Genomic DNA, 20,982 nt, shown 5'->3' on the forward strand with positions numbered 1-20,982 from the left:
CCGCGGGCGGGGGGGCGGCCGAGGGCGTCCGACGTTCTCGACCGGGTCTCCCCGTCACACCTCTTCGCGCAGGTCCGCCGCGCTCGCGACCGCACCGATCGAGTCGGCGGCCGAGCTGAGCAGGTCCGCGCCGACCGCCGAGTCCACGGTGATCGTCATCAGCGCCTCACCGCCGGCCTCCCGCCGGGCCACCTGCATCGCGGCGATGTTGACACCCGCCTCGCCCAGGATCGAGCCGACGGTGCCGACCACACCGGGACGGTCCGCGTAGCGGAAGAAGAGCAGGATGCCCTCGGCGCCCAACTCCAGGTCGAAACCGTCCACCTCGGTCAGCCGGACGGCGTCGCGGTTGCCGCTGTGCACCACCGTGCCGGAGACCCGTACGGTCCGGCCGTCCGGCAGCGCGCCGTGCAGCGTCACCAGGTTGCTGTGCTCGGTGGTCTCCGGCTGGGTGGTCAGTTCCACCGTGACCCCACGGTCGGCGGCCAGCAGCGGCGCGTTGACGTACGTCACCTGCTCCTCGACGACCGAGGTGAACAGCCCCTTGGTCGCGGCCAGCTTGAGCACCGAGACGTCGTTGGCGACGACCTCGCCGCGTACCTCGACGGTCACGCTCGCGGCGACCCCGCCGGCGACCGCGGTGAAGACCTTGCCCAGTTTCTCGGCCAGCGGCAGCAGCGGCCGGACGTCCTCGGCGACAACCCCGCCAGCCTGCACGTTCACCGCGTCCGGCACGAACTCGCCCTGCAGTGCGAGCTTCACGCTCTTCGCCACCGCCAGGCCGGCCTTGTCCTGCGCCTCGGCGGTGGAGGCACCCAGGTGCGGGGTCGCCACCACGTTGTCGAAGGCGAACAGCGGCGAGGCGGTGCACGGCTCCTTGGCGTAGACGTCGATGCCCGCGCCGGCGACCCGGCCCTCCGCGATCGCGTCGGCGAGCGCCTGCTCGTCGACCAGACCGCCGCGTGCCGCGTTGACGATCCGCACCTCGGGCTTGACCAGCGCCAGTTCCTTCTCACCGATCAGACCGACCGTCTCCGGGGTCTTCGGCAGGTGGATCGAGATGAAGTCGCTCTCCCGGAGCAGCTCCTCCAGCCCGACCAGCCGGACGCCGAGCTGGGCCGCGCGCGCCGGCTGCACGTACGGGTCGTACGCGATCAGCCGGGTGCCGAAGGCGGCCATCCGCTGGGCGAAGAGCACACCGATCCGGCCGAGGCCGACCACCCCGACGGTCTTGCCCTGGATCTCGACCCCGGTGTACTTGGACCGCTTCCACTCCCCCGCCTTCAGCGCGCCGCTGGCGCTGGCGGTGTTGCGGGCCACCGCGAGCAGCAGTGCGACGGCCTGCTCGGCGGCGGAGACGATGTTCGAGGTCGGTGCGTTGACCACCATCACGCCACGGGCGGTGGCGGCGGCGACCTCGACGTTGTCCAGCCCCACCCCGGCCCGGGCGACCACCTTGAGCCGGGGTGCGGCGGCGACCGCCTCGGCGTCGATCTGGGTGGCGCTGCGCACGATGACCGCGTCGGCCTCGGCGAGCGCGGAGAGCAGGGCCGGTCGGTCGGTGCCGTCGACGTGACGTACGTCGAAGTCGTGCGCGAGCACGTCGAGGGCGGCGGGGGCGAGCTCTTCAGCGATCAGTACGACAGGAGTCATCGGTCCTCGTATGTGTCGTCCGGGCGAGGTGAACGTGCAGACCGGCGGGTTGGGCGCCGCACTGCGTCCCGAACTCCGCCAAACGGGTCGTCCCTACGGTTCGGACGCACCTACCGCCCGATCGTAGGCGTCCTGCTGCGTACCGTGCTCCGTGGACCCGCGTGAGTGCCCTCACAGCGACGAGGGTGACGCCGTCCACCGGCCCGGCCGGTCCTCACGCCGTCGGTACGACCGCCGGCTCCGGCAGCGTCGGACGGGGTAGCGGCCGGGCCCCGAGCGGGGCGACACCGAGTTGGCGGAACGTCTCGGCCTCGCTCTCGAGGCCGTCGCGCAGCAGGTCGAAGGCGAGTGAGCCGACCGGCGGATAGATCCGCTCCCGGGGTGGTTCCTCGCCGGGCGCGACGGCGTTCTGCGCGACCATGAAGTCCAGGATCGCCTGCCGGACCGGCGGCAACGACACCGGCGAGTGGTAGAGCACGTTCAACGCCTGCATCCGCATGCCCTGGACGTGGTCCTCCCCCTTGTTGTCGTGGAAGTGGGGATTGCGGGTCTCGATCTGCAGCACCGGCACCGAACTCGCCATGACCTCCGGATGGGCGGTGTCGAGTACGCCGCCGAACTGCTCGAACAGTTCCACGAACTCGAACGGTTCCACCGCGAATCCACCGGCCAGCCGCATCCGCAGTCCCAGGTCGAGACTGAGCGCGTGTTCACCCGCGTTGCCGGTCGCGATCACCTCGGTGCCGAAGCCGGAGTACTCGGCCACCAGCCGGTTGAGGAACTCGTTGGTGATCTCGGAGCTGCGGCCGCGCCGGCTGAAGAAGAGTCGCCCGTCGCGCAGCTTCGGCTTGGAGTGCCAGGAGATCCGGACCATCGCGTACGGGTTGGCGGCCAGGTGCAGGCCGGCGGCGTAGACCTTGACGTACTCGTGCACCGCACCCGGCACGTAGTTGTCCGCGTCGATGTAGCCCAGGTAGTCGCGGCCGGTCAGCGCGGCGACCGCCATGCCGATCAGCATGGCCTCGCCCTTGCCGGTCCGGACCAGCCCGTCGTCGCCGATCAGCTCCGGCATGCCGGCCGCCTTGAACGCGGCGGCGACCCCGGGGTCGCGCTGGTGCACGATGATCGCCGGACGCTCGGTCGCCCGGCAGTACTGCTCCAGGGTCTGCGCCTCGATCTCGTAACGGTCCACCGGATGTCGGGCACTGTTCGAGACGAGCACGATCAGGCAGTCGTGCGGTATCCCCGAGAGCACGCCTTCGATTACTCTGCGTGTCTCATTCATGCAGGGAATGACGATCACCATTCGCCGTTCGATCGCGCGCAGCGCCTCCTGCGAGACGATGCCGTCGCCGGCAGCACCCCTGGCATCTCCCGAGTCCAACTGTATGACGCGTTGAAGTTCGTGGATGCGAACGGCGCCGAAACGCTCGGTACGGTGCGATTGCTCCAGTCGCATGCGGCGACAGTACCCGAGCGGACGCATTCACGGCGCGTAACCGCCGACCATTTCCTGGCCACGACATCCGCGACGGTGACCGGACTTCTGATCGCAATGATCCGGAAACCCGATCATCGGTGCCCCGGTAACAAAGATCCCCTTCCCGCACCGGGTGACGCCGACGGCGGCGTTCCCGGGCGGGGTGACCGCCGATGGAACGCCGCCGTCGAATGGCGCGCAGCGGCGGGATGACCGCCGTGCGGGATCACCGCCGGGCGGCTCGGGCCGGCGGGATGACCGCCGGGGAGCCGCTCGTCGGCCGGCGCGGTGGGCGGGGTGACCGCCGCGACGCCGTCGGTGGAATCAGGCCGTCTCGGTGATCGGCCGGTCGACCCAGCTCATCATGCCGCGCAGCTTGCGCCCGGTCTCCTCGATCGGGTGCGCCGCGCCCTCGGCCCGCCACTTGGTGAAGTTGGGCCGGCCGGCGTCGTCCTCGGCGATCCACTCGCGGGCGAACTCACCCGACTGCACCTCGGCGAGGATCTTCCGCATCTCCTCCTTGACCCGGGCGTCGACCACCCGCGGGCCACGCGAGTAGTCGCCGTACTCGGCGGTGTCGGAGACGCTGTACCGCATCCGGGCGATGCCGCCCTCGTACATCAGGTCGACAATGAGCTTCAGCTCGTGCAGGCACTCGAAGTAGGCGATCTCCGGGGCGTAGCCGGCCTCGGTGAGCACCTCGAACCCGGTCTGCACCAGCGCCGCGGCACCACCGCAGAGCACCGCCTGCTCACCGAAGAGGTCGGTCTCGGTCTCCTCCTTGAAGGTGGTCCGGATCGCCCCGGCCCGGGTGCCACCGATCGCCTTGGTGTACGCCAGGGCGAGCGGGAACGCCGTACCGGTGGCGTCCTGCTCCACGGCGACCAGACACGGCACGCCCTTGCCGTCGACGTACTGGCGGCGGACCAGGTGACCGGGGCCCTTCGGGGCGACCATCGCCACGTCCACGTCGGCCGGGGGCGTGATGAAGCCGTACCGGATGTTGAGGCCGTGGCCGAAGAAGAGCGCCTTGCCGGCGGTCAGGTTCGGCGCGATCGCCTCGGCGTAGAGCGAGCGCTGCGCGGTGTCCGGCGCCAGCACCATGATCACGTCGGCCTCGGCCGACGCCTCGGCCGGGGTGGCGACCCGCAGCCCCTGCTCCTGGGCCTTGGCCCGGCTCTTCGAGCCCTCCGGCAGGCCGATCACCACGTCGACGCCGGAGTCGCGCAGCGACAGCGCGTGGGCGTGGCCCTGGCTGCCGTAGCCGAGCACCGCGACCTTCTTGCTCTGGATGAGCGCCAGGTCGGCGTCGTCGTCGTAGAACACCTCAGCGGTCATGACTTTCCTTTCGTGCGGCGGCCGGCCCGGCCGCCGTTGTTGATGTCGGTGCGGTCCTGGTCTTCTGTCGGTGCCGGGCCGCCTCAGGCCGCCCGCAGCGCCGCGCCGGTGGTGATCGACCGGGAACCCCGCCCGATGGCCACCAGACCCGACTGCACCATCTCCTTGATTCCGAACGGTTCGAGATCACGCAGCAGCGCGTCCAGCTTGTCAGCGGTACCGGTCGCCTCGATGGTGAGGGTGTCCGGTGCGACGTCGACCACCCGGGCCCGGAACAGGTTCACCGTCTCCAGCACCTGGGTCCGCTGGACCCGGTCGGCCCGGACCTTGACCAGCAGCAGCTCCCGGGCCACCGAGACGTCCGGGTCCAGCTCCACGATCTTGAGTACGTTGACCAGCTTGTTGAGCTGCTTGGTGACCTGCTCCAGCGGCGAGGTCTCGGCGTTGACCACGATGGTGATCCGGGAGACCTCCGGGTTCTCGGTCTCCCCGACCGCGAGTGAGTCGATGTTGAACCCACGCCGGGAGAACAGGCCGCTCACCCGGGCCAGCACCCCGGGCTTGTTCTCCACCAGCACGGATAGCGTGTGCTTGCTCATCTCTACGCAGCCCTCACAGCTCGTCGTCGTCGAAGGCGGGGCGGACCCCCCGGGCGAACATGATCTCGTCGTTGCTGGTGCCGGCGGCGACCATCGGCCACACCATGGCGTCCTTGCCGACCACGAAGTCGATCACCACCGGCGCGTCGTTGATCTCCATCGCGGCCCGGATCGTCTTGTCCACGTCGGCCTTGCTCTCGCAGCGCAGTCCGACGCAGCCGAGCGCCTCGGCGAGCTTGACGAAGTCCGGGATCCGGTGCTTGTGCGTACCGAGTTCGGTATTGGAGTAGCGCTCGCCGTAGAAGAGCGTCTGCCACTGCCGGACCATGCCCAGGTTGCCGTTGTTGATCAGGGCGATCTTGATCGGGATCCCTTCCAGGGCACAGGTGGCCAGCTCCTGGTTGGTCATCTGGAAGCAGCCGTCGCCATCGATCGCCCAGACCGTGGTCTCCGGCTTGCCGACCTTGGCGCCCATCGCCGCCGGCACCGCGTACCCCATGGTGCCGAGGCCACCGGAGTTCAGCCAGGTGTACGGCTTCTCGTAGGAGATGAACTGGGAGGCCCACATCTGGTGCTGACCGACCCCGGCCGCGTAGACCGCGTCCGGGCCGACGATCGCGCCGAGCCGCTCGATGACGTACTGCGGGGCGAGGGTGCCGTCGGTCGGCTCGTCGTAGCCGAGCGGGTAACGGCCCCGCAGGTCGTCGAGCTGCGCCCACCAGTCGGTCCGGTCGGCGGCCCCACCGGGCTGCCCGGCGGTGGCCGCCCGGACCGCCTCGATCAGCTCGTCGATGACGTACCGGGCGTCGCCGACGATCGGCACGTCCGCCGCCCGGTTCTTGCCGATCTCGGCCGGGTCGATGTCGGCGTGCACGATCGCCGCCCCCGGGGCGAACGAGTCCAGCCGGCCGGTGACCCGGTCGTCGAACCTGGCCCCGAGCGCCACGATCAGGTCCGACTTCTGCAGTCCGTAGACCGCCGCGACGGTGCCGTGCATGCCCGGCATCCCCAGGTGCTGCGGGTGCGAGTCCGGGAAGGCACCCCGGGCCATCAGCGTGGTGACCACCGGGATCCCGGTCAGCTCGGCCAGCTTGCGCAGCCCTTCGGTGGCGCCGGCCTTGAGCACCCCGCCGCCGACGTACAGCACGGGACGCCGGGCGGTGGTCATCAGCCGGGCCGCCTCGCGGATCTGCTTGCCGTGCGGGTGCAGGGTCGGCCGGTAGCCGGGCAGCTCCAGGGCCGGCGGCCAACTGAAGGTCGTCTGCGCCTGCAGGACGTCCTTGGGAATGTCGACCAGCACCGGGCCGGGCCGGCCGGTGGCGGCCAGGTGGAACGCCTCGGCCAGGATCCGCGGGATCTCCTCGGCGTTCTGGACCAGGAAGTTGTGCTTGGTGATCGGCAGGGTGATGCCCTGGATGTCGGCCTCCTGGAAGGCGTCCGAACCGATCGACGGCCGCGCGACCTGACCGGTGATCGCCACGATCGGCACCGAGTCCATGTACGCGTCCGCGATCGGCGTCACCAGGTTGGTCGCGCCGGGACCGGAGGTGGCGATGCAGACGCCCACCTTGCCGGTCGCCTGCGCGTACCCGGTCGCGGCGTGCCCGGCCCCCTGCTCGTGCCGGACCAGGATGTGCCGCATCGACGAGTCGTAGATCGGGTCGTACGCCGGCAGGATCGCCCCGCCCGGGATGCCGAAGGCGACCTCGACCCCGAGCGCCTCCAGCGACTTGACCAGCGAGAGCGCGCCGGAGACCGGTACCGGCGCGACCACCTGCGTACCCGTGGCGGCGGCCCGGACGGGCGCCTCGGCGAGCGGACCGGCCTGGTCGACGACGGCCGGGCCGCCGGTGCGGAGTCGGCGCGGGTGCTGCTCGGCGGAGTCGCTCTCGACCGCCGCCGGGCGGTGTCGGCGCGCGCTGTTGGCCAGGGTCTCTGGTGTGGGTCTCGTCATGGCTATTCAGGCCTTCGGCTCGGAGCAGTGGAACTTTCGAGGTCTGGAGGTCGGTCGGGGGCGGTCGCGCCACGCCGGCGGGGAGGCCGCCTGGGCGGGACCGTCGGGGCGGGACCGTCGGCCACCCGGGCGGCAGGACCGGTACGCCGGACGGCGGCTCCGTCCTGCCAACGAGGGAACGTGGCCAATAAAAACGGCCCTCGTGCTGATGCACGGGGCCTGCGCACTCTCGGACTCGAGAGTGCGCTCAGATAAGTACTCGGAAGGACCGGGTCGGCGACATGGGGCTAAGCCTGACGGATCTCACGCGCTGAGTCAACTGATCCCGCATTCTGGACAGAAGACATCGCCGAGCCGGTCGCCCCACCCGCCGTCGGATCGACGGTGGAGCCGGCCGTCGCGCCTGTTCCGGCGCCAGCACCGACGGCCGGACCGGTGGTGTCGCCAGCCCCGGCGGGCGGTCTGACCAGGTCGTCGGCGGGTGGGCGCGGCCCCGGGATCACCCGGGCGCCCGGCGAGGTCGCCGCGTCCAGCATCGCCTCCAGGTGCTCGGCCGGCACTCCCCAGCCGAAGAGCTGCCCCTGCCCGAACCCGCAGCCGGACTCCACCACCGCCGCCAACTCGGCCGGGTTGGTCACCCCCTCGGCGATCACCTGCAGGCCCAGCTGGTGCCCGAGCCGGACGACCACGTCGACCATCGGCGCGTAGACCCGACCGCGCGAGTTCACCGCCCGGACCGGATCCGGACCGGCGACCAGACTGTGGTCGATCTTGAGGATGTCGATCGGCAGCCGGCGGAGCTGCCCCAGGGACGAGTAGCCGGCGCCGAAGTCGTCGAGCGCGATCCGTACGCCGGTCGCCCGGAGCGCCGTCAGCCGGCGGATCAACTCGTGCAGGTCGGTCGCCACGGCGTGCTCGGTGATCTCCAGCACCAGCCGCTGCGGTGGCACCCGGTGCGCCCGCAACGCTTCGGCGACCTGGTTGACGTACTCCGGGGCGTGCAGTTCCCGGGGCGAGACGTTGACCGACACCCAGACGTCGTGACCGTCGGCGAGCCAGCGGGAGAGCTGGTGGCAGGCCTGGTGCAGCACCCAGGAACCGAGCTTCGCGATCATCCCGCACTCCTCGGCCAGCGGGATGAACTCGTCCGGCCGGACGTTGCCCAGTTCGGGATGACGCCAGCGGAGCAGCGCCTCCGCGCCGACCGGACGGACCGAGGGAATCGCGGCCACCGGTTGGAAGGCCAGGCTCAGCTCGTCGCGCTCGATCGCGCCCCGCATCTCGTGCTCCAGGGTGGTACGCCGGCGCAGCAGCCGGTCGTAGGCGACGTCGTACCGTTCGACCCGGTTCTTGCCCCGCTGCTTGGCGTACCGCAGCGCCAGGTCGGCGTTGCGGAGCAGGGTCTCCACGTCCGCCGCGTCGGCGTGGTCGGCGACCCCGACGCTGACCGACAGGAACACCGGGCCGGTCGGGTGCGCGTACGGTGAACCGACCACCCCGAGCAGCCGCTGCGCGACCCGCTCCGCCTCGGCCGGACGGGCCCGCATCAGCACCGCGAACTCGTCCCCGCCCAACCGGGCGGCCAGGTCGCCGGGACGCAGGTTGGTTCGCAGCCGTCGGCCGACCTCGGCCAGCACCGCGTCGCCGACGTCGTGGCCCCGCATGTCGTTGACGTTCTTGAAGCCGTCCAGGTCCAGCCCGAGCAGTACGAACGGCGTGTCGGCCCGGTCGTGCCGCTGTTGCAGGGTCCGCAGCAGCCCCCGCCGGTTGGCCAGTTCGGTCAGCGGGTCGGTGTGCGCCAGTTCGCGGAAGTGCGCCTCCCGTTCGGCGAGCCGGGCGGCGTAGCCGCGTACGTCGTTGAGCGCGAGGTACTGCCGGGCCACCAGGCCGAAGCCCTCCACGATGCCGGCCAGCACCGGGTAGATGCTGAAGCCACCGTCGACCACCAGGTGGTAGACGGCGGAAACGGCCATCGCCACCATCGGCAGGAAGGCGTACGCCGTACCCCGGCGGATGACGTCGCCGTCGCGCCCGTCCGACGGGTCCGGCGCCCGACTGACGAAGGCCACCACCAGCAGGCCGAACGGCAGCAGTGCGGCGCCGAAGACCGCCAGCCCCGGGTCGCCCCGGCAGACCCCGGCGGCGATGGCCAGGCCGCAGCCGGCCACCAGGGTCACGCCCCCGCCGGCCAGGACCAGGCCGTGCCGGGGCGACCGCGACCGGACCGCGACGATGAAGGTGAGCCCGGCCGCCACCGCCGCGGTCACCGTCGCCAGGACCAGGGCCAGGCAGTTCTGTGGGGTGTAGGCGCCGAGCAGCCGGGTCGGCTCGGCGATCAGTACCCAGCCGACGAACCAGATCGCGGCGGCGATCACCAGTCCGTCCAGGACGAGTCGCAGCGCGGCGGCCGCGTCGTGCGCGGCCCCCGGCAGCCGCAGCAGCCCGGCGCAGAGCAGCAGCCCGCCGACCGCCATGCCGACCGCGATCATCGCGGCCAGATCCGGTCGCGGCGTCGACTCGTGCACCGCCTCGTCGACCGGGAAGAGCCCGACCAGGCCGACGACGGTGCTGGTGGCCGCCAACGCGCCGCCGAGCGCGAGCAGCCACTGGCCGACCCGCCGAGGTCCGGTGTGCCGCCGGGCGGTGATCGCGAGCAGTACGGGACCACAGGCGGAGGCGAGGCCCACCGCCACCGCGAGGACGGGCACACCGAGGGCGCTATGCACGGATTCACTCTGCCCGATAGAAGAGGTTCCATGGGGGAGGTCCGGTGTGATCCTCGTCGTGGGGCGAAGAGCGCCGATTCGGGCGCCAGCGGGACGATCGGGTCGATCAGCACCGGACCTCCGCCGCCACCGGTGTCCCGCGTGCTGGACCCGGGCGGGGCGGCGGCCGGCGGACCGGGGCCGGTGGTGCCACACTTGTCGAATGCCTGACCTGCGGTCGAAGACCTCCACGCACGGCCGGACGATGGCCGGCGCCCGGGCCCTGTGGCGGGCCACCGGAATGACGGACGACGACTTCGGCAAGCCGATCGTCGCCATCGCGAACAGCTTCACCCAGTTCGTGCCCGGGCACGTACACCTCAAGGACCTCGGTGGCCTGGTCGCCGACGCGGTGGCGGAGGCCGGCGGGGTCGGCCGGGAGTTCAACACCATCGCGGTCGACGACGGCATCGCGATGGGCCACGGCGGCATGCTCTACTCGCTGCCCAGCCGCGAGTTGATCGCCGACGCGGTCGAGTACATGGTCAACGCGCACTGCGCGGACGCCCTGGTCTGCATCTCCAACTGCGACAAGATCACCCCGGGGATGCTGCTCGCCGCACTCCGGCTGAACATCCCGACCGTCTTCGTCTCCGGCGGACCGATGGAGGCCGGCAAGACGGTGGCGGTCGAGGGCGTCGTGCACGACAAGATCGACCTGATCGACGCGATGATCGCCTCGTCGAACGACGCGGTCACCGACGACCAGCTCGGTGCCATCGAACGGTCCGCCTGCCCGACCTGCGGCTCCTGCTCCGGCATGTTCACCGCGAACTCGATGAACTGCCTGACCGAGGCGATCGGCCTGGCCCTGCCGGGCAACGGGTCGGTGCTGGCCACCCACGCCGCCCGCAAGGCGCTCTTCGAGCGGGCCGGCCGGGTGGTCGTCGAGATCGCCAACCGCTGGTACGCCGACGACGACGCCTCGGTGCTGCCGCGCTCCATCGCCTCCCGCGCCGCCTTCGAAAACGCGGTCGCCCTGGACGTGGCGATGGGCGGCTCCACCAACACCGTGCTGCACCTGCTGGCCGCGGCCCGCGAGGCGGAGCTGGACTTCGGTGTCGCGGACATCGACGAGATCTCCCGCCGGGTGCCCTGCCTGGCCAAGGTCGCCCCGAACTCGCCGAAGTACCACATGGAGGACGTGCACCGGGCCGGCGGCATCCCGGCGATCCTCGGCGAACTGGACCGGGCCGGGCTGCTGCGCCGGGACGTGCACTCGGTGCACTCGACCGACCTGGACAGCTGGCTGGCCGACTGGGACATCCGGAGCGGCGCCGCCACCCGGGAGGCGATCGAGCTGTTCCACGCCGCGCCGGGCGGGGTCCGCACCACCGAACCGTTCTCCACCACCAACCGCTGGTCCACCCTGGACACGGACGCGGCGGAGGGCTGCATCCGCGACCGGGCGCACGCGTACACCGCCGACGGCGGGCTGGCGATCCTGCACGGCAACCTCGCCCCGGACGGCGCCGTGGTCAAGACCGCCGGGGTGCCGGCCGAGTGCCTCACCTTCCGCGGCCCGGCCAAGGTCTTCGAGTCGCAGGAGGCCGCGGTCGACGCGATCCTCGGCAAGCGGATCGTCGCCGGCGACGTGGTGGTGATCCGGTACGAGGGCCCGAAGGGCGGGCCGGGGATGCAGGAGATGCTCTACCCCACCTCGTTCCTCAAGGGTCGCGGCCTCGGCCGGGAGTGCGCGCTGATCACCGACGGCCGGTTCTCCGGCGGCACCTCCGGGCTCTCCATCGGCCACGTCTCCCCAGAGGCGGCCGGCGGCGGACTCATCGCCCTCGTCGAGGACGGCGACGAGATCACCATCGACATCCCGTCGCGCAGCATGGAACTGAACGTCCCGGCCGAGGTGCTGCAGGCCCGCCGGATCGCCCAGGAGAAGCGCGACCGGCCGTACACCCCGGTGGACCGGGTCCGCCCGGTCTCCGCCGCGCTGCGGGCGTACGCCTCGATGGCGACCTCGGCCAGCGACGGCGCGTACCGCCGCGTCCCCGACTGAGGTGTAAGGAAGCGGCCCTTCCCAGAACGTCAGGAAGGGCCGCTTCTGACGCGGAGGAAGTCGGTGACGAGGTCGGCGAGTTTGCCCGGGCGCTCGGCCAGCATCGCGTGGCTGGCGCCGTCGAGGTGGACGATCCGCAGCCACGGGTTGTCGGCGACGGCCGCCAACCGGTTCCGCAGGCCGCGCCGGTGGGCCGCGTACAGGTCGGCGAAGGCCTGCTGTTCCGGCAGGTTCTCGGTGGCGAGCACCAGCAGCAGCGGGCTGCGCACGTCGCGGTAGACCGGGATCAGGTCCAACGTCGCCATTGCGACCCGCAACTCCTCGGTCGACCGCGGCTCGGGCCGCAGCCGGTACCGGCTACCGTCCACCGGTACGAGGTTGCGTTCGAACGCCTCCAGCCAGGATTCCTCGGCGGAGCCGTACCGCCGGGCCTGGGCTCGCTGGCCGGCGCGGGCCGCCTCGACCTGGTCGGCGGTCAGCGGCTGGGCCATCGCGGCGGTCATCGCCGCGAAGGTCTCCCGGAGCCGGGCCAGTTCGGCTACGGCCCGGTCCGGATCGAGCCCGGCGAGGTCGTCCGGGCGGGCCGGGGGTGGGTTGCCGTCCAGGCTGACCGCGCCGGGGCAGTCCGGGTGACGGGCCGCCCAGAGCGCCGCGAGCATGCCACCGAGGGAGACCCCGACCACGGCGGGCCGGTGCAGGTCCAGCTCGTCGACGACGCTGGCCAGGTCGTCCAGGGCCGCGTCCCAGGTCCAGGGCCCGTCGCCGGACCGGCCGTGCCCTCGCAGGTCCACCGTGACCACCCGGTGGGCGGGGCGCAGCATCCGGGCCAGTTCGGCCGTCGTGGCGAGGTTACCGCCGGCACCGTGCAGGAGCAGCAGCGGGGCGCCGGCACCGCCGTGGTCGTGGACGGCGATCGGCACCGGCCCCGACCTGATCGTCGTGGTGGAGGAGTCATTCCGCGATATGTCAGCCACGGAGGTGTTCCTCTCGCTCGAGTAGGCGGTCACGGACCGAGGAGGGCCACACCCCGCCGTCGGGGTGGCGGGCCAGCTTGCCGCGGTTGACCAGGTCGTGCACGCCCTGCCGGGTGATTCCGAGCATCGCCCCGGCCACCGCGTACGAGACCGAGGCGGCGGTGGGGTGCCCGACCCGGCGGGCGACGGTCTGTCCCAACGGGGTACGCCACCAGTCGAGCGGCGGCTCGAAGGGCCCGTCTCCGGGGTAGAGGGTGGAGATGATCCGGAGCACGACGCCGACCGCTTCCCGGTCGTCCCCCTTGACCAGCCGGTGGGCCCACGCCTCGGCGCGGACCCGGACGACGGTCCGTAACGCGTCGACGGTCTCGTCGCCGTCCAGCAGGATCTCCAGCGGATCCAGCAGTCGGATGTCGATCGTGCGGAGGAGCTGTTCGACCAGTTCGTCGTGGGTCGGTGGTGGCACGGCGGACCTCCTCAGATGCTTGACAGTCATCGTCAAGTACTTGACGCCATCCGTCAAGCCCTCGGGTACGTCGGTCCGGCTCTCAACCCGCCGGTCCGGCTCTCAACCCGCCGGCTCGGTGGGATTGAGCAGCGCGGTGAGGACGCCGTCCACCCGGGCGGCCACCCCCTCGACGGCGGCACCCTCGGCAACCACCCCCTCGGCGAACAGGCCCTCCAGTACGCCGTGCAGGCCGTGCAGCAGGAAGTCGACGGTGAACGTCGGATCCTCGACCGCCAGTTCGCCGGTCCGCTCGCCCTCCCGGACCAGGTCGAGCAGGTTCTCCCTGATCGGCTCCGTACCACCTCTTCCTCGGCGACGAGACCGCCGCCGTCGCGTTCGGCGCCATGCTGCGCGCCCTGCCCGCGACGATCCCGGCGTACGGCGTGCTGGTGACCGACTCGCCCGAGGGCGAACTGCCACTGCCGGCCGACCGTCCACTGTCCTGGGTGCACCGGGGCGACGCCGACCCGGCCGATCCCGCACCGCTGCTCCGGGCGATACGCGCGCTCGACCTGCCGGGGGACGCACCGGGGACCGCGTACCTGGCCGGCGAAGCCCGCACTTGCCAGGCGGTCCGGGACCACCTGGTCCGGGAGCGCGGCTGGTCCCGCCGGCAGGCCGTGGTCAAGCCGTTCTGGGCGCCCGGCCGGCGGGGGCTCGACTGAGCGACCGATGGGTCACAAGGACGCCCGGGTGCTGATGCCGGACCTCCCGGGACCTGTGTTGGCTGAAGCAGCGGCAGCGGTCGGTGCCGGCCTCCTCCGTCGTCATCCGGTCAGTAGCCGGGGAAGACGCGGCGCAGGTCGTCGAGGGTGAGCGGGCCGGTCACCGTCACCCCGTCCGGGGTGTGCGCCGGTCCGAGTCGACCGGCGGCCAGGCGCAGCCACGTCTCGGCCGGCATCGTCGCCTCGCCGTCCGGCTCGTCGGGTGCCCCGGTCAGCTCGATCCGCTCGCCGAGGCGCAGGCCGAAGGTCTGCTCCGGGTCGTGCAGCCGTACCGCCAGCTCGGCCTGTCGGCCGTCCAGCGCGTCCGGCCGGCCGACCCAGCCGAGCAGGGCGCCGACCTGCTCCAGCAGCAGCGGCACCGCCTCCGGCGCCACGGTCGCGTACGAGTTGAAGCCGACCTCGACATCCCACTGGTGCAGGGCGAACTCGCTGAGTCGCATCCGGGCGGCGGTCGCCAGGTCGACCGGTTCGGGCAGGAATCCGAGGTCGATCCGGATACTCTCCCGGGTGGCGGCGTCGAGGGACTCGTACTGCTCGACCAGGCGCCGGTTGGCGTCGAGAAAGCCCTCGGCGTGCCCGGTCGGGTCCATCGCGTCCCAGCGCGCCCAGACCGACCGGTTGAAGTCCTGGTCGGGGGCGGGCCCGCCGGTCACCGCCGCGGTCAGGCTGGCCTGGTTGATCTCGGCTCCGCTGCCCAGGTGGCTGAGTACCTGCGATATCTGCCACTCGCTGGCCCCGGAGGGACGGGTCAGGTCCGTCGGTCCGAGGTCCCGGACCAGTGCGGCGAGTTCGTCGTGCCCCGAGCGGAGCGCGGCGATGACCTGGTCGGCGAGCACAGCCATGGCGTTTCCCTGTCGTTCGGCGGGCGGGAGCCGGTCGTACGGCCGGCGGGTGGCCACCCCTCCCGGAGATGACCACCCGCCATCATGCCCCACCACCCACCAGCCGTGCCCGGGGCCGACCCGCCTCTCCGGTCGGCCCCGGACGTCCCGGTTATCCGAAGATTCCGGTCAGGGTGCCACCGGCCACGGCGAGACCCTCGACCACCTTGCGGGCCTCGTTCCCCTCCGTGCCGGCGGCAAGGCCGCTGCGCGCCTTGAGGGCGTAGACGTGGAACTGGTAGCGGTGCTCGCCGCTCGGTGGGCAGGGCGGCGCCCACGCCGCCCGGCCGGACGAGTTCTGGCCTTCCAGGACGCCGGCCGGCAGGTCACCGCCGGACAGCTCCCGGGTTCCGGCCGGAATGTCGAAGACCACCCAGTGCAGGTAGGAGCCGCCCGGCGCGTCCGGGTCGTCGACCACCACCGCGTACGACTCCACGCCGTCGACCTCGCCGGACCAGGCGAGCGCGGGCCGCTCCCCCAGTCCCCGGCAGCTGTACCGGGTCGGGATCCGTTCACCCTCCTTGAACGCCGGGCTGGTCACCGTCAGGCTCGCCCGGGCGCCGGCCGGCGTCTCCGGTTCGTCGTCGCCGCAACCGCTCAGGGTCGCGGCGAACAGCCCGAGGGCGAGGAGGGCGACGCCCCGCGGTCCCGGCCGGCGTCTCCCGACCACCCTAAAGCCGTCCACAACAGACAGAACTGTCATCGTCATCCCTTTCTGGGCACCCCGTGGGAGCGCTGCCAGTCAGGGAAACATGCCGCCGAACCTCCGGAACAGCCCTGGTCACAGACTCTGCCGATCCCGCCAACCGATCCCGGACCAGCCAGTCCCCACGATCCGGACGGACAGCCAGAATATCCATGATCATGGAACCTGGCGGCGCCCGGGCCGGTCACTCCCCGGCCGGCTCGGTCACTCTCCGACTGGCTCGGTCGCTCTCCGGCGGGCTCGGTCACTCTCCGGCGGGCTCGGCGTCGAGCCAGGTTTCCAGCAGCAGCCGGTCGATCGAGTCCGGGTTGCCGAGACGTCCCCGCGCCGCGCGGCGGGCCCGCAGTTCGGCCCGGCTGAACCAGCGGGCCTCCAGCAGCTCCTCGCCGTCGACCCGGGTCTCCTCGCTGCCGGCCCGGGCGAAGAAGCCCACCATCAGCCCGGACGGGAACGGCCACGGCTGTGAGGCGACATAACGGACCGAGTCGACCACCACCCCGGCCTCCTCGAACGCCTCACGCCGGACCGCGTCCTCCAGGCTTTCCCCAACCTCCAGGAACCCGGCCAGCAGGGCGAAGGAGTCCCGGTCCGCCCCCGCGTGCCGACCGAGCAGGCACCGGGCCGGGTCCCCCGGCAGCTCCACCAGCATGATCACCGCCGGGCTGATCTGTGGGAACAGCTGGCGTCGGCACCCGGGACACTCCCGGGCCGCCCCGCCCTCGGTCAACCGGGTCGGCTGGCCGCAGGTGGCGCAGAAACGCTGGTGCCGGTGCCAGTAGCAGAGGCCCCGGGCGTATCCGAGCAGTGCCGCCTCGGCGGGGTCCAGCCGCTGCACCAACTCGCGTACGTCACGGGTCCGGTCCGCACCGGCCGCCCGGAGCGCTTCGGTTTCCGGCAGCCCGCTCAGGTCGACCGCGAAGACCGGCCGGGTCCCGTCGAGACCGAGGAAGAACGGGCCGGCATCGACGGTGGCCGGCAACCAGACGCCGTCCCCGCCACCGAGGCGGACCACCGCCCCGTCCGCGACCAGGCACCGGTCCCGCCACAACGGGATGATCTCGGTCTGCCCGGCGGTCAGCGCCGTCTGCAGCCGTACCGGGTCGCGGCGGAGTCGGGCGGCCCGATCGAGGCGGCCGTTGGCGTACGTGACGAGGCCGGCCGGGTCGAGGGTCATCGCCGCGCCACCCGACGGCGGTTGTCCGCACCGCCACGGCGGCGAGCCGGACCCCGAGGCAGGGGTGGACGGGGTGACACGCGTGAGCTGATCACCGGCACCCTCGCATGCTATGCGTCGTGCCGTCCCGTCGGCCTGGTGCCGCCGCGTCCGCCACGTCACATCCTCGGCCCGACACCGTCCCGCCCAACCGGCCGGAAGGAATGATCGGCCGGTGAACGTCACCAGACCAGCGACCCTCGACGACGCGCCCGCCCTGGCCGAGCTCTTTGCACTCAACCGTGATTTCCTCGCCCCGTGGGAACCGCTCCGCACCGACGAGTGGTTCACCGTCGCCGGTCAGCGGGCCGACCTGGCGGCCGCGCTCGAGCGACGGGACCAGGGCACGGGCCTGGTGCACCTCATCCTCGACGAGTCCGGCCAGGTGGTCGGTCGGATCGCCCTGAACAACATCATCCGGGGTGCCTTCCAGTCCGTCAGCCTGGGCTACTGGGTGAGTGGCAGTCACAACGGTCGTGGCTTGGCCACCGCAGCGGTACGCGAGATGGTCCGACTGGCCTTCACCGAGCTGGGCCTGCACCGTATCCAGGCCGAGGTCCTGCCACACAACGCCGGTTCCCGACGGGTGCTGGAACGTAACGGATTCGTCCGGATCGGCATGGCGCCGGACTACCTGAACATCGCCGGCAGGTGGCAGGATTTTGTCCTCTACCAACTGCTCAACGCCGGCTGGAGCCCACCCGGCCAGCCCGCCGGCCGTTGACGGACGCCGCATGCCGTTCCCCAGAGTCACCTTGGTGACTCTGGGGAACGTGGCTCCAACGCTGATCGAGTGGCCGCTCCGACCGCCGACCCGGCCGGCCCGTCGACGGGCGGACCAGCCGAGCAGACGACGGCAGCCGGAACCGGCCTAGCTGCCGAGCAGGGTGACCAGGCCCTGGTCAAGGTCGTAGCGGGCGCCGACGACCGCCATCTCTCCGGAGTGGACCCGTTCCGCGATGATCTCGCTGGCGGCGGTGAGGTGCGCGACCTGGGCGAGCACGTTCGCCCGTACCCCGGCCTCCACGACGTCACCGGAGCTGCCGATCAGCGGCTCGACCACCGGGCGTAGCGCTTCGACGATCGCGCCGATCGAACCCGGCGCGTGCCCGCCGCTCTCGATGGTCTCGACGGCGGCCGAGACGGCGCCGCACCGCTCGTGGCCGAGGACGAGCAGCACCGGCGGGACGAAGTGCTCGACCGCGTACTCGATGCTGCCCATCATGATGGTGTCGACGATGTTGCCGGCGACCCGGTTGTCGAACAGGTCACCGAGGCCCTGGTCGAAGAGGACCTCCGGGGAGACCCGGGAGTCGGCGCAACCCACGATGATCGCGAACGGGTCCTGGCCGTCGGCCAGGTTGCGGACGTCACGGGGTGACTGGTGGGGGTGCCGGCTGCGTCCGTTGACGAAACGCCGGTTGCCGTCGAGCAGTCGACGGATCGCCTGCGTCGGGGTGGTCGGGGTGGCGTCGGCCGGCGGTTGGGCGGCGGCCGGGCCGGCCAGGCCGACCGCGCCGACGGCGGTCATCCCGCCGGCGGCCAGCAGAGCCCGCCGGCTGACCGGACGAAGTGGAGTGTTATTCACAATCGGCGAACCTAGCGGAGCGCCGACGATCACCACGACAGATGAGCGACAGTGGATGAATGATGAGACCCGAATCACCCTCGGGTCTCATTCGCGTACCCCGGCTACGGCAGCGGCGCCCAGGTCACCCCGATCTCCGGCTCCCGGTCGGCGGGTGGGCTGAACCGCTGTCGCCGCTCGTCGAGCACCGTCAGCCGGCCGGTCGGGATGTCGAAGAAGAGCCCCTGTACGGAGACCTTTTCCTCGTCCACGCCCCGCGCGGCCAGGAACTCGCGCAGCGTGGTGACCTGCAACGCCACGTTGACCATCGCCAACTGGTCGACCTCGGTACGGCCCTGGCCGGCGGCGGTACGCCCGATCGGGTGGCCGGCCCGCCACGCCTCCAGGCTCGGCCGTCCCCAGCGCAGCCACTGCCCGAGCGGGCCCTTCTCGTCGCCGAGCCCGCCGAGCCCGCCGAGCTCGTCACACCCCTCCCGCCCGTCGAGCCCGCCCAGCAGTCCCTGCATGGCACCGCACCCGGAGTGCCCGCAGACCAGCAGGGCCCGCACGTCGAGCACCTCGACCGCGTAGCAGACAGCGGCGGCGACCGACGACTCCGCGTCCGGGTCCGCCGGGATCAGGTTGCCGATGTTGCGGACCGTGAACAGGTCACCGGGCCCGCTGCTGGTGATCACATTGGGCACGATCCGCGCGTCGGCGCAGGTCAGGAAGAGGGTCCCCGGCCGGTGCCGGCCACCGAGCTCGCTGAGGTAGGGCAGCAGCCGCGCGGCCGAACGCCGGTGGTACTCGCGTACCCCGGCGTGCACGGGGCGCAGCGCCGCGTGCAGGGAGGCGTGGTGGTCGGCCTGCAGCGCACCGTTCGGCTCGACATGCCGGGCCTGCCAGCTCGACCAGGGCGAGAACCAGCGGGGTGGCACCAGTGCGTGCACCCGCCGGGCCGGCCGGGGCTGGTCACCACGCAGCGCCGCGGGGCCGACCTCGTCGAGGCGTACGCTGCCGCCGGTGGCCTCGTGCTGGCGTACCCACCAGTCCAGGTGGTCGAAGGCGGCGTGGTCGAGGAAGTCGGTGGCGAGTTCGAGGTCGACCACACTGCCCGACGGCACCTTGCCGAGTACGGCGGACAGCCGGGGAATGGCCAGGAAGCTCAGAGTTCCCTCGACGTGCACGGACCAGTGCTCGGGTGCCGGTGGTCGGGTCGACAGCCGCTCGGCGTGCACCCTGGCCCAGACCACCCGCCGCAGGATCAGGCAGATCGCCAGCACGAGGCCGATCAGTACCCCCTCGAGCAGGTTGAAGACCACCACGCCGAGCGCGGTGACCACGTACACGGCGAGTTCACGGTGCCGCCGTACCCGTTTGATGTCGGAGATCTTCACCAGTTGCAGGCCGACGACCACCAGGAGCCCGGCGAGCGCGGCCATCGGGATCCGCTCGACGAGGACCACCAGCAGGACGGCGAAGAGCAGTACCCAGATGCCGTGCAGGACGGCGGAGGCACGGGTCCGGGCCCCGGCGTGGACGTTTGTGGAGCTGCGCACGATGACACCGGTGACGGGCAGTCCGCCGCACATGCCGGAGACGGTGTTGGCGAGGCCCTGGCCGACGAGTTCCCGGTCCAGGTTGGTCGGCTTCGTCGGCGGGCCACCGGGGGTGCCGGCCCCGGCGTCGGTTTCCGCCGCGCTCGCGCCGCGGCCCGCGCGGCCATTGGCCTCGGCGGTCAGCCGGTCGACCGCCGTCGCCGACAGCAGACTCTCCACGCTGGCGATCGCGGCCACGGTCAGTACGGCGGCGGCGATCGCCGCCCAACTCGCCTCCGGCAGGGCCGGCAGGTGTACGGCCTCCAGCAGCGACGCCGGCATCTCGACCCGGGCCAGGTCGACGTCGTCCCAGACGACCGCGGCCAGGGTGGCGAGGGTGACGGCGACAAGCGGGCCGGGTATCCGACGCACCGTCGCCGGCAGGCGGGGCCAGAGCACCAGGAGCCCGATCACCATCAGCCCGATCAGCGTGGCGTGGTCGTGCCGGCCCGCCAGTTGCCCGGGCAGGTCGACAAGGTTCTGCACGGGGGCGGTCCCGGGCTCACCGCCGAGCAGGACGTGCAGTTGGGCGAGGACGATGGTGAGTCCGATGCCGGCCAGCATGCCGTGCACGATCGCGGGTGAGAGCGCGAGGGCGGTCCGGGCGATCCGGCTGAGGCCGAATCCGATCTGCACCAGCCCGGCGGCGGCGGTGATGGCGCAGGTCGCCGCCCAGCCGAACCGGCCGACCAGTTCCGCCACCACCACGGTCAACCCGGCCGCCGGGCCGGTGACCTGCAGTGCCGAGCCGCCGCAGAGTCCGGCCAGGACACCGCCGACCACGGCGGCGATCAGTCCGGCGGTCACCGGCGCGTCGGAGGCGGCGGCGATCCCCAGCGACAGCGGCACCGCGACCAGGAAGACCACCAGCGAGGCGGGCAGGTCGTAGCGCAGATCCCGACGGATCCAGGTGCTGATTCGGGCCGATGCGCTGGCCAGGCTGATCCACGTGGGCGACATGCTGCCTCCTCCGGCTCCGCCGGATGTGTGGCGGCGGAGAGTTGACACCG

17 protein-coding genes are annotated in these 20,982 nt (G+C 72.0%); 3 read left to right on the top strand and 14 right to left on the bottom strand.

Features of this window, described 5'->3' with window-relative positions:
- Nucleotides 1–54 precede the first annotated feature (54 nt).
- The 6 genes from serA to ABGB05_RS33600 all read right to left on the bottom strand — a co-directional run bounded on the left by serA (nt 55) and on the right by ABGB05_RS33600 (nt 9,750).
- Nucleotides 55–1,653, bottom strand: coding sequence for a phosphoglycerate dehydrogenase (gene serA, locus ABGB05_RS33575; RefSeq protein WP_347657988.1), 1,599 nt, complete (start codon nt 1,651–1,653; stop codon nt 55–57).
- 214 nt (nt 1,654–1,867) lie between these two features.
- Nucleotides 1,868–3,139, bottom strand: coding sequence for a mannosyl-3-phosphoglycerate synthase (gene mpgS / locus ABGB05_RS33580; RefSeq protein ID WP_347657989.1), 1,272 nt, complete (start codon nt 3,137–3,139; stop codon nt 1,868–1,870).
- Nucleotides 3,140–3,457: 318 nt separating this feature from the next.
- Entirely contained in the window at nt 3,458–4,471 is a 1,014-nt protein-coding gene (gene ilvC / locus ABGB05_RS33585; protein ID WP_347657990.1) for a ketol-acid reductoisomerase, read from the bottom strand.
- Between the two features lie 83 nt (nt 4,472–4,554).
- Complete coding sequence (ilvN, locus tag ABGB05_RS33590; RefSeq protein WP_347657991.1) at nt 4,555–5,070, bottom strand: acetolactate synthase small subunit; 516 nt, start codon at nt 5,068–5,070, stop codon at nt 4,555–4,557.
- A 13-nt stretch (nt 5,071–5,083) separates the two neighbouring features.
- On the bottom strand, nt 5,084–7,024 hold the full coding sequence (locus tag ABGB05_RS33595) for an acetolactate synthase large subunit (RefSeq protein ID WP_347657992.1): 1,941 nt from the start codon (nt 7,022–7,024) through the stop codon (nt 5,084–5,086).
- A 287-nt stretch (nt 7,025–7,311) separates the two neighbouring features.
- Nucleotides 7,312–9,750: a bifunctional diguanylate cyclase/phosphodiesterase gene (locus ABGB05_RS33600; RefSeq protein ID WP_347657993.1), complete on the bottom strand. Its 2,439-nt coding sequence runs from the start codon at nt 9,748–9,750 to the stop codon at nt 7,312–7,314.
- Nucleotides 9,751–9,952: 202 nt separating this feature from the next.
- Here ABGB05_RS33600 and ilvD point away from each other — a divergent pair, with 202 nt between their 5' ends.
- Nucleotides 9,953–11,800 carry a dihydroxy-acid dehydratase gene (gene ilvD / locus ABGB05_RS33605; RefSeq protein WP_347657994.1) on the top strand — a complete coding sequence of 616 codons (1,848 nt, stop codon included), beginning with the start codon at nt 9,953–9,955 and terminating at the stop codon, nt 11,798–11,800.
- 29 nt (nt 11,801–11,829) lie between these two features.
- On the opposite strand, the gene ABGB05_RS33610 is transcribed toward ilvD, so the two are convergent.
- The 3 genes from ABGB05_RS33610 to ABGB05_RS33620 form a co-directional block, all read right to left on the bottom strand.
- Complete coding sequence (locus ABGB05_RS33610) at nt 11,830–12,774, bottom strand: alpha/beta hydrolase (RefSeq protein WP_347657996.1); 945 nt, start codon at nt 12,772–12,774, stop codon at nt 11,830–11,832.
- On the bottom strand, nt 12,767–13,240 hold the full coding sequence (locus ABGB05_RS33615) for a hypothetical protein (RefSeq protein WP_347657997.1): 474 nt from the start codon (nt 13,238–13,240) through the stop codon (nt 12,767–12,769). Before ABGB05_RS33615 ends, ABGB05_RS33610 begins: the two co-directional genes overlap by 8 nt.
- Before the next feature lie 102 nt (nt 13,241–13,342).
- Entirely contained in the window at nt 13,343–13,702 is a 360-nt protein-coding gene (locus ABGB05_RS33620; protein ID WP_347658018.1) for a hypothetical protein, read from the bottom strand.
- Between ABGB05_RS33620 and ABGB05_RS33625 the strand changes: the two genes are divergently transcribed.
- Entirely contained in the window at nt 13,627–13,947 is a 321-nt protein-coding gene (locus tag ABGB05_RS33625; protein WP_347657998.1) for a siderophore-interacting protein, read from the top strand. The two genes, ABGB05_RS33620 and ABGB05_RS33625, sit on opposite strands and share 76 nt — an antisense overlap.
- 110 nt (nt 13,948–14,057) lie before the next feature.
- Here ABGB05_RS33625 and ABGB05_RS33630 read toward each other — a convergent pair whose 3' ends face one another.
- The 3 genes from ABGB05_RS33630 to nudC all read right to left on the bottom strand — a co-directional run bounded on the left by ABGB05_RS33630 (nt 14,058) and on the right by nudC (nt 16,768).
- A complete protein-coding gene (locus ABGB05_RS33630; protein ID WP_347657999.1) occupies nt 14,058–14,849 on the bottom strand; it encodes a maleylpyruvate isomerase family mycothiol-dependent enzyme in 792 nt (263 codons plus the stop codon).
- A gap of 151 nt (nt 14,850–15,000) precedes the next feature.
- A complete protein-coding gene (locus ABGB05_RS33635) occupies nt 15,001–15,558 on the bottom strand; it encodes a YbhB/YbcL family Raf kinase inhibitor-like protein (RefSeq protein WP_347658000.1) in 558 nt (185 codons plus the stop codon).
- A 280-nt stretch (nt 15,559–15,838) separates the two neighbouring features.
- Nucleotides 15,839–16,768, bottom strand: coding sequence for an NAD(+) diphosphatase (gene nudC, locus ABGB05_RS33640; protein WP_347658001.1), 930 nt, complete (start codon nt 16,766–16,768; stop codon nt 15,839–15,841).
- Nucleotides 16,769–16,982: 214 nt separating this feature from the next.
- On the opposite strand from nudC, the gene ABGB05_RS33645 reads away from it, so the two are divergent.
- Complete coding sequence (locus tag ABGB05_RS33645; RefSeq protein WP_347658002.1) at nt 16,983–17,531, top strand: GNAT family N-acetyltransferase; 549 nt, start codon at nt 16,983–16,985, stop codon at nt 17,529–17,531.
- A 147-nt stretch (nt 17,532–17,678) separates the two neighbouring features.
- Here the strand turns inward: ABGB05_RS33645 and ABGB05_RS33650 are convergent, their stop codons facing one another.
- Nucleotides 17,679–18,395 carry a carbonic anhydrase gene (locus ABGB05_RS33650; RefSeq protein ID WP_347658003.1) on the bottom strand — a complete coding sequence of 239 codons (717 nt, stop codon included), beginning with the start codon at nt 18,393–18,395 and terminating at the stop codon, nt 17,679–17,681.
- A gap of 104 nt (nt 18,396–18,499) precedes the next feature.
- On the bottom strand, nt 18,500–20,932 hold the full coding sequence (locus tag ABGB05_RS33655; RefSeq protein WP_347658004.1) for a SulP family inorganic anion transporter: 2,433 nt from the start codon (nt 20,930–20,932) through the stop codon (nt 18,500–18,502).
- Between the last annotated feature and the right edge of the window lie 50 nt (nt 20,933–20,982).

It is taken from the genome of Plantactinospora sp. B5E13, assembly GCF_039871775.1.
Taxonomy (GTDB): domain Bacteria; phylum Actinomycetota; class Actinomycetes; order Mycobacteriales; family Micromonosporaceae; genus Plantactinospora.

Bases quoted from the DNA above. Each gene is read 5' to 3' on its own strand.
- ABGB05_RS33630 (WP_347657999.1), bottom strand. From the start codon at position 14,849: ATGGCTGTGCTCGCCGACCAGGTCATCGCCGCGCTCCGCTCGGGGCAC.
- ilvC (WP_347657990.1), bottom strand. From the start codon at position 4,471: ATGACCGCTGAGGTGTTCTACGACGACGACGCCGACCTGGCGCTCATC.
- serA (WP_347657988.1), bottom strand. From the start codon at position 1,653: ATGACTCCTGTCGTACTGATCGCTGAAGAGCTCGCCCCCGCCGCCCTC.
- ABGB05_RS33625 (WP_347657998.1), top strand. From the start codon at position 13,627: ATGCTGCGCGCCCTGCCCGCGACGATCCCGGCGTACGGCGTGCTGGTG.
- ABGB05_RS33595 (WP_347657992.1), bottom strand. From the start codon at position 7,024: ATGACGAGACCCACACCAGAGACCCTGGCCAACAGCGCGCGCCGACAC.
- ABGB05_RS33655 (WP_347658004.1), bottom strand. From the start codon at position 20,932: ATGTCGCCCACGTGGATCAGCCTGGCCAGCGCATCGGCCCGAATCAGC.
- mpgS (WP_347657989.1), bottom strand. From the start codon at position 3,139: ATGCGTCCGCTCGGGTACTGTCGCCGCATGCGACTGGAGCAATCGCAC.
- ilvD (WP_347657994.1), top strand. From the start codon at position 9,953: ATGCCTGACCTGCGGTCGAAGACCTCCACGCACGGCCGGACGATGGCC.
- nudC (WP_347658001.1), bottom strand. From the start codon at position 16,768: ATGACCCTCGACCCGGCCGGCCTCGTCACGTACGCCAACGGCCGCCTC.
- ilvN (WP_347657991.1), bottom strand. From the start codon at position 5,070: ATGAGCAAGCACACGCTATCCGTGCTGGTGGAGAACAAGCCCGGGGTG.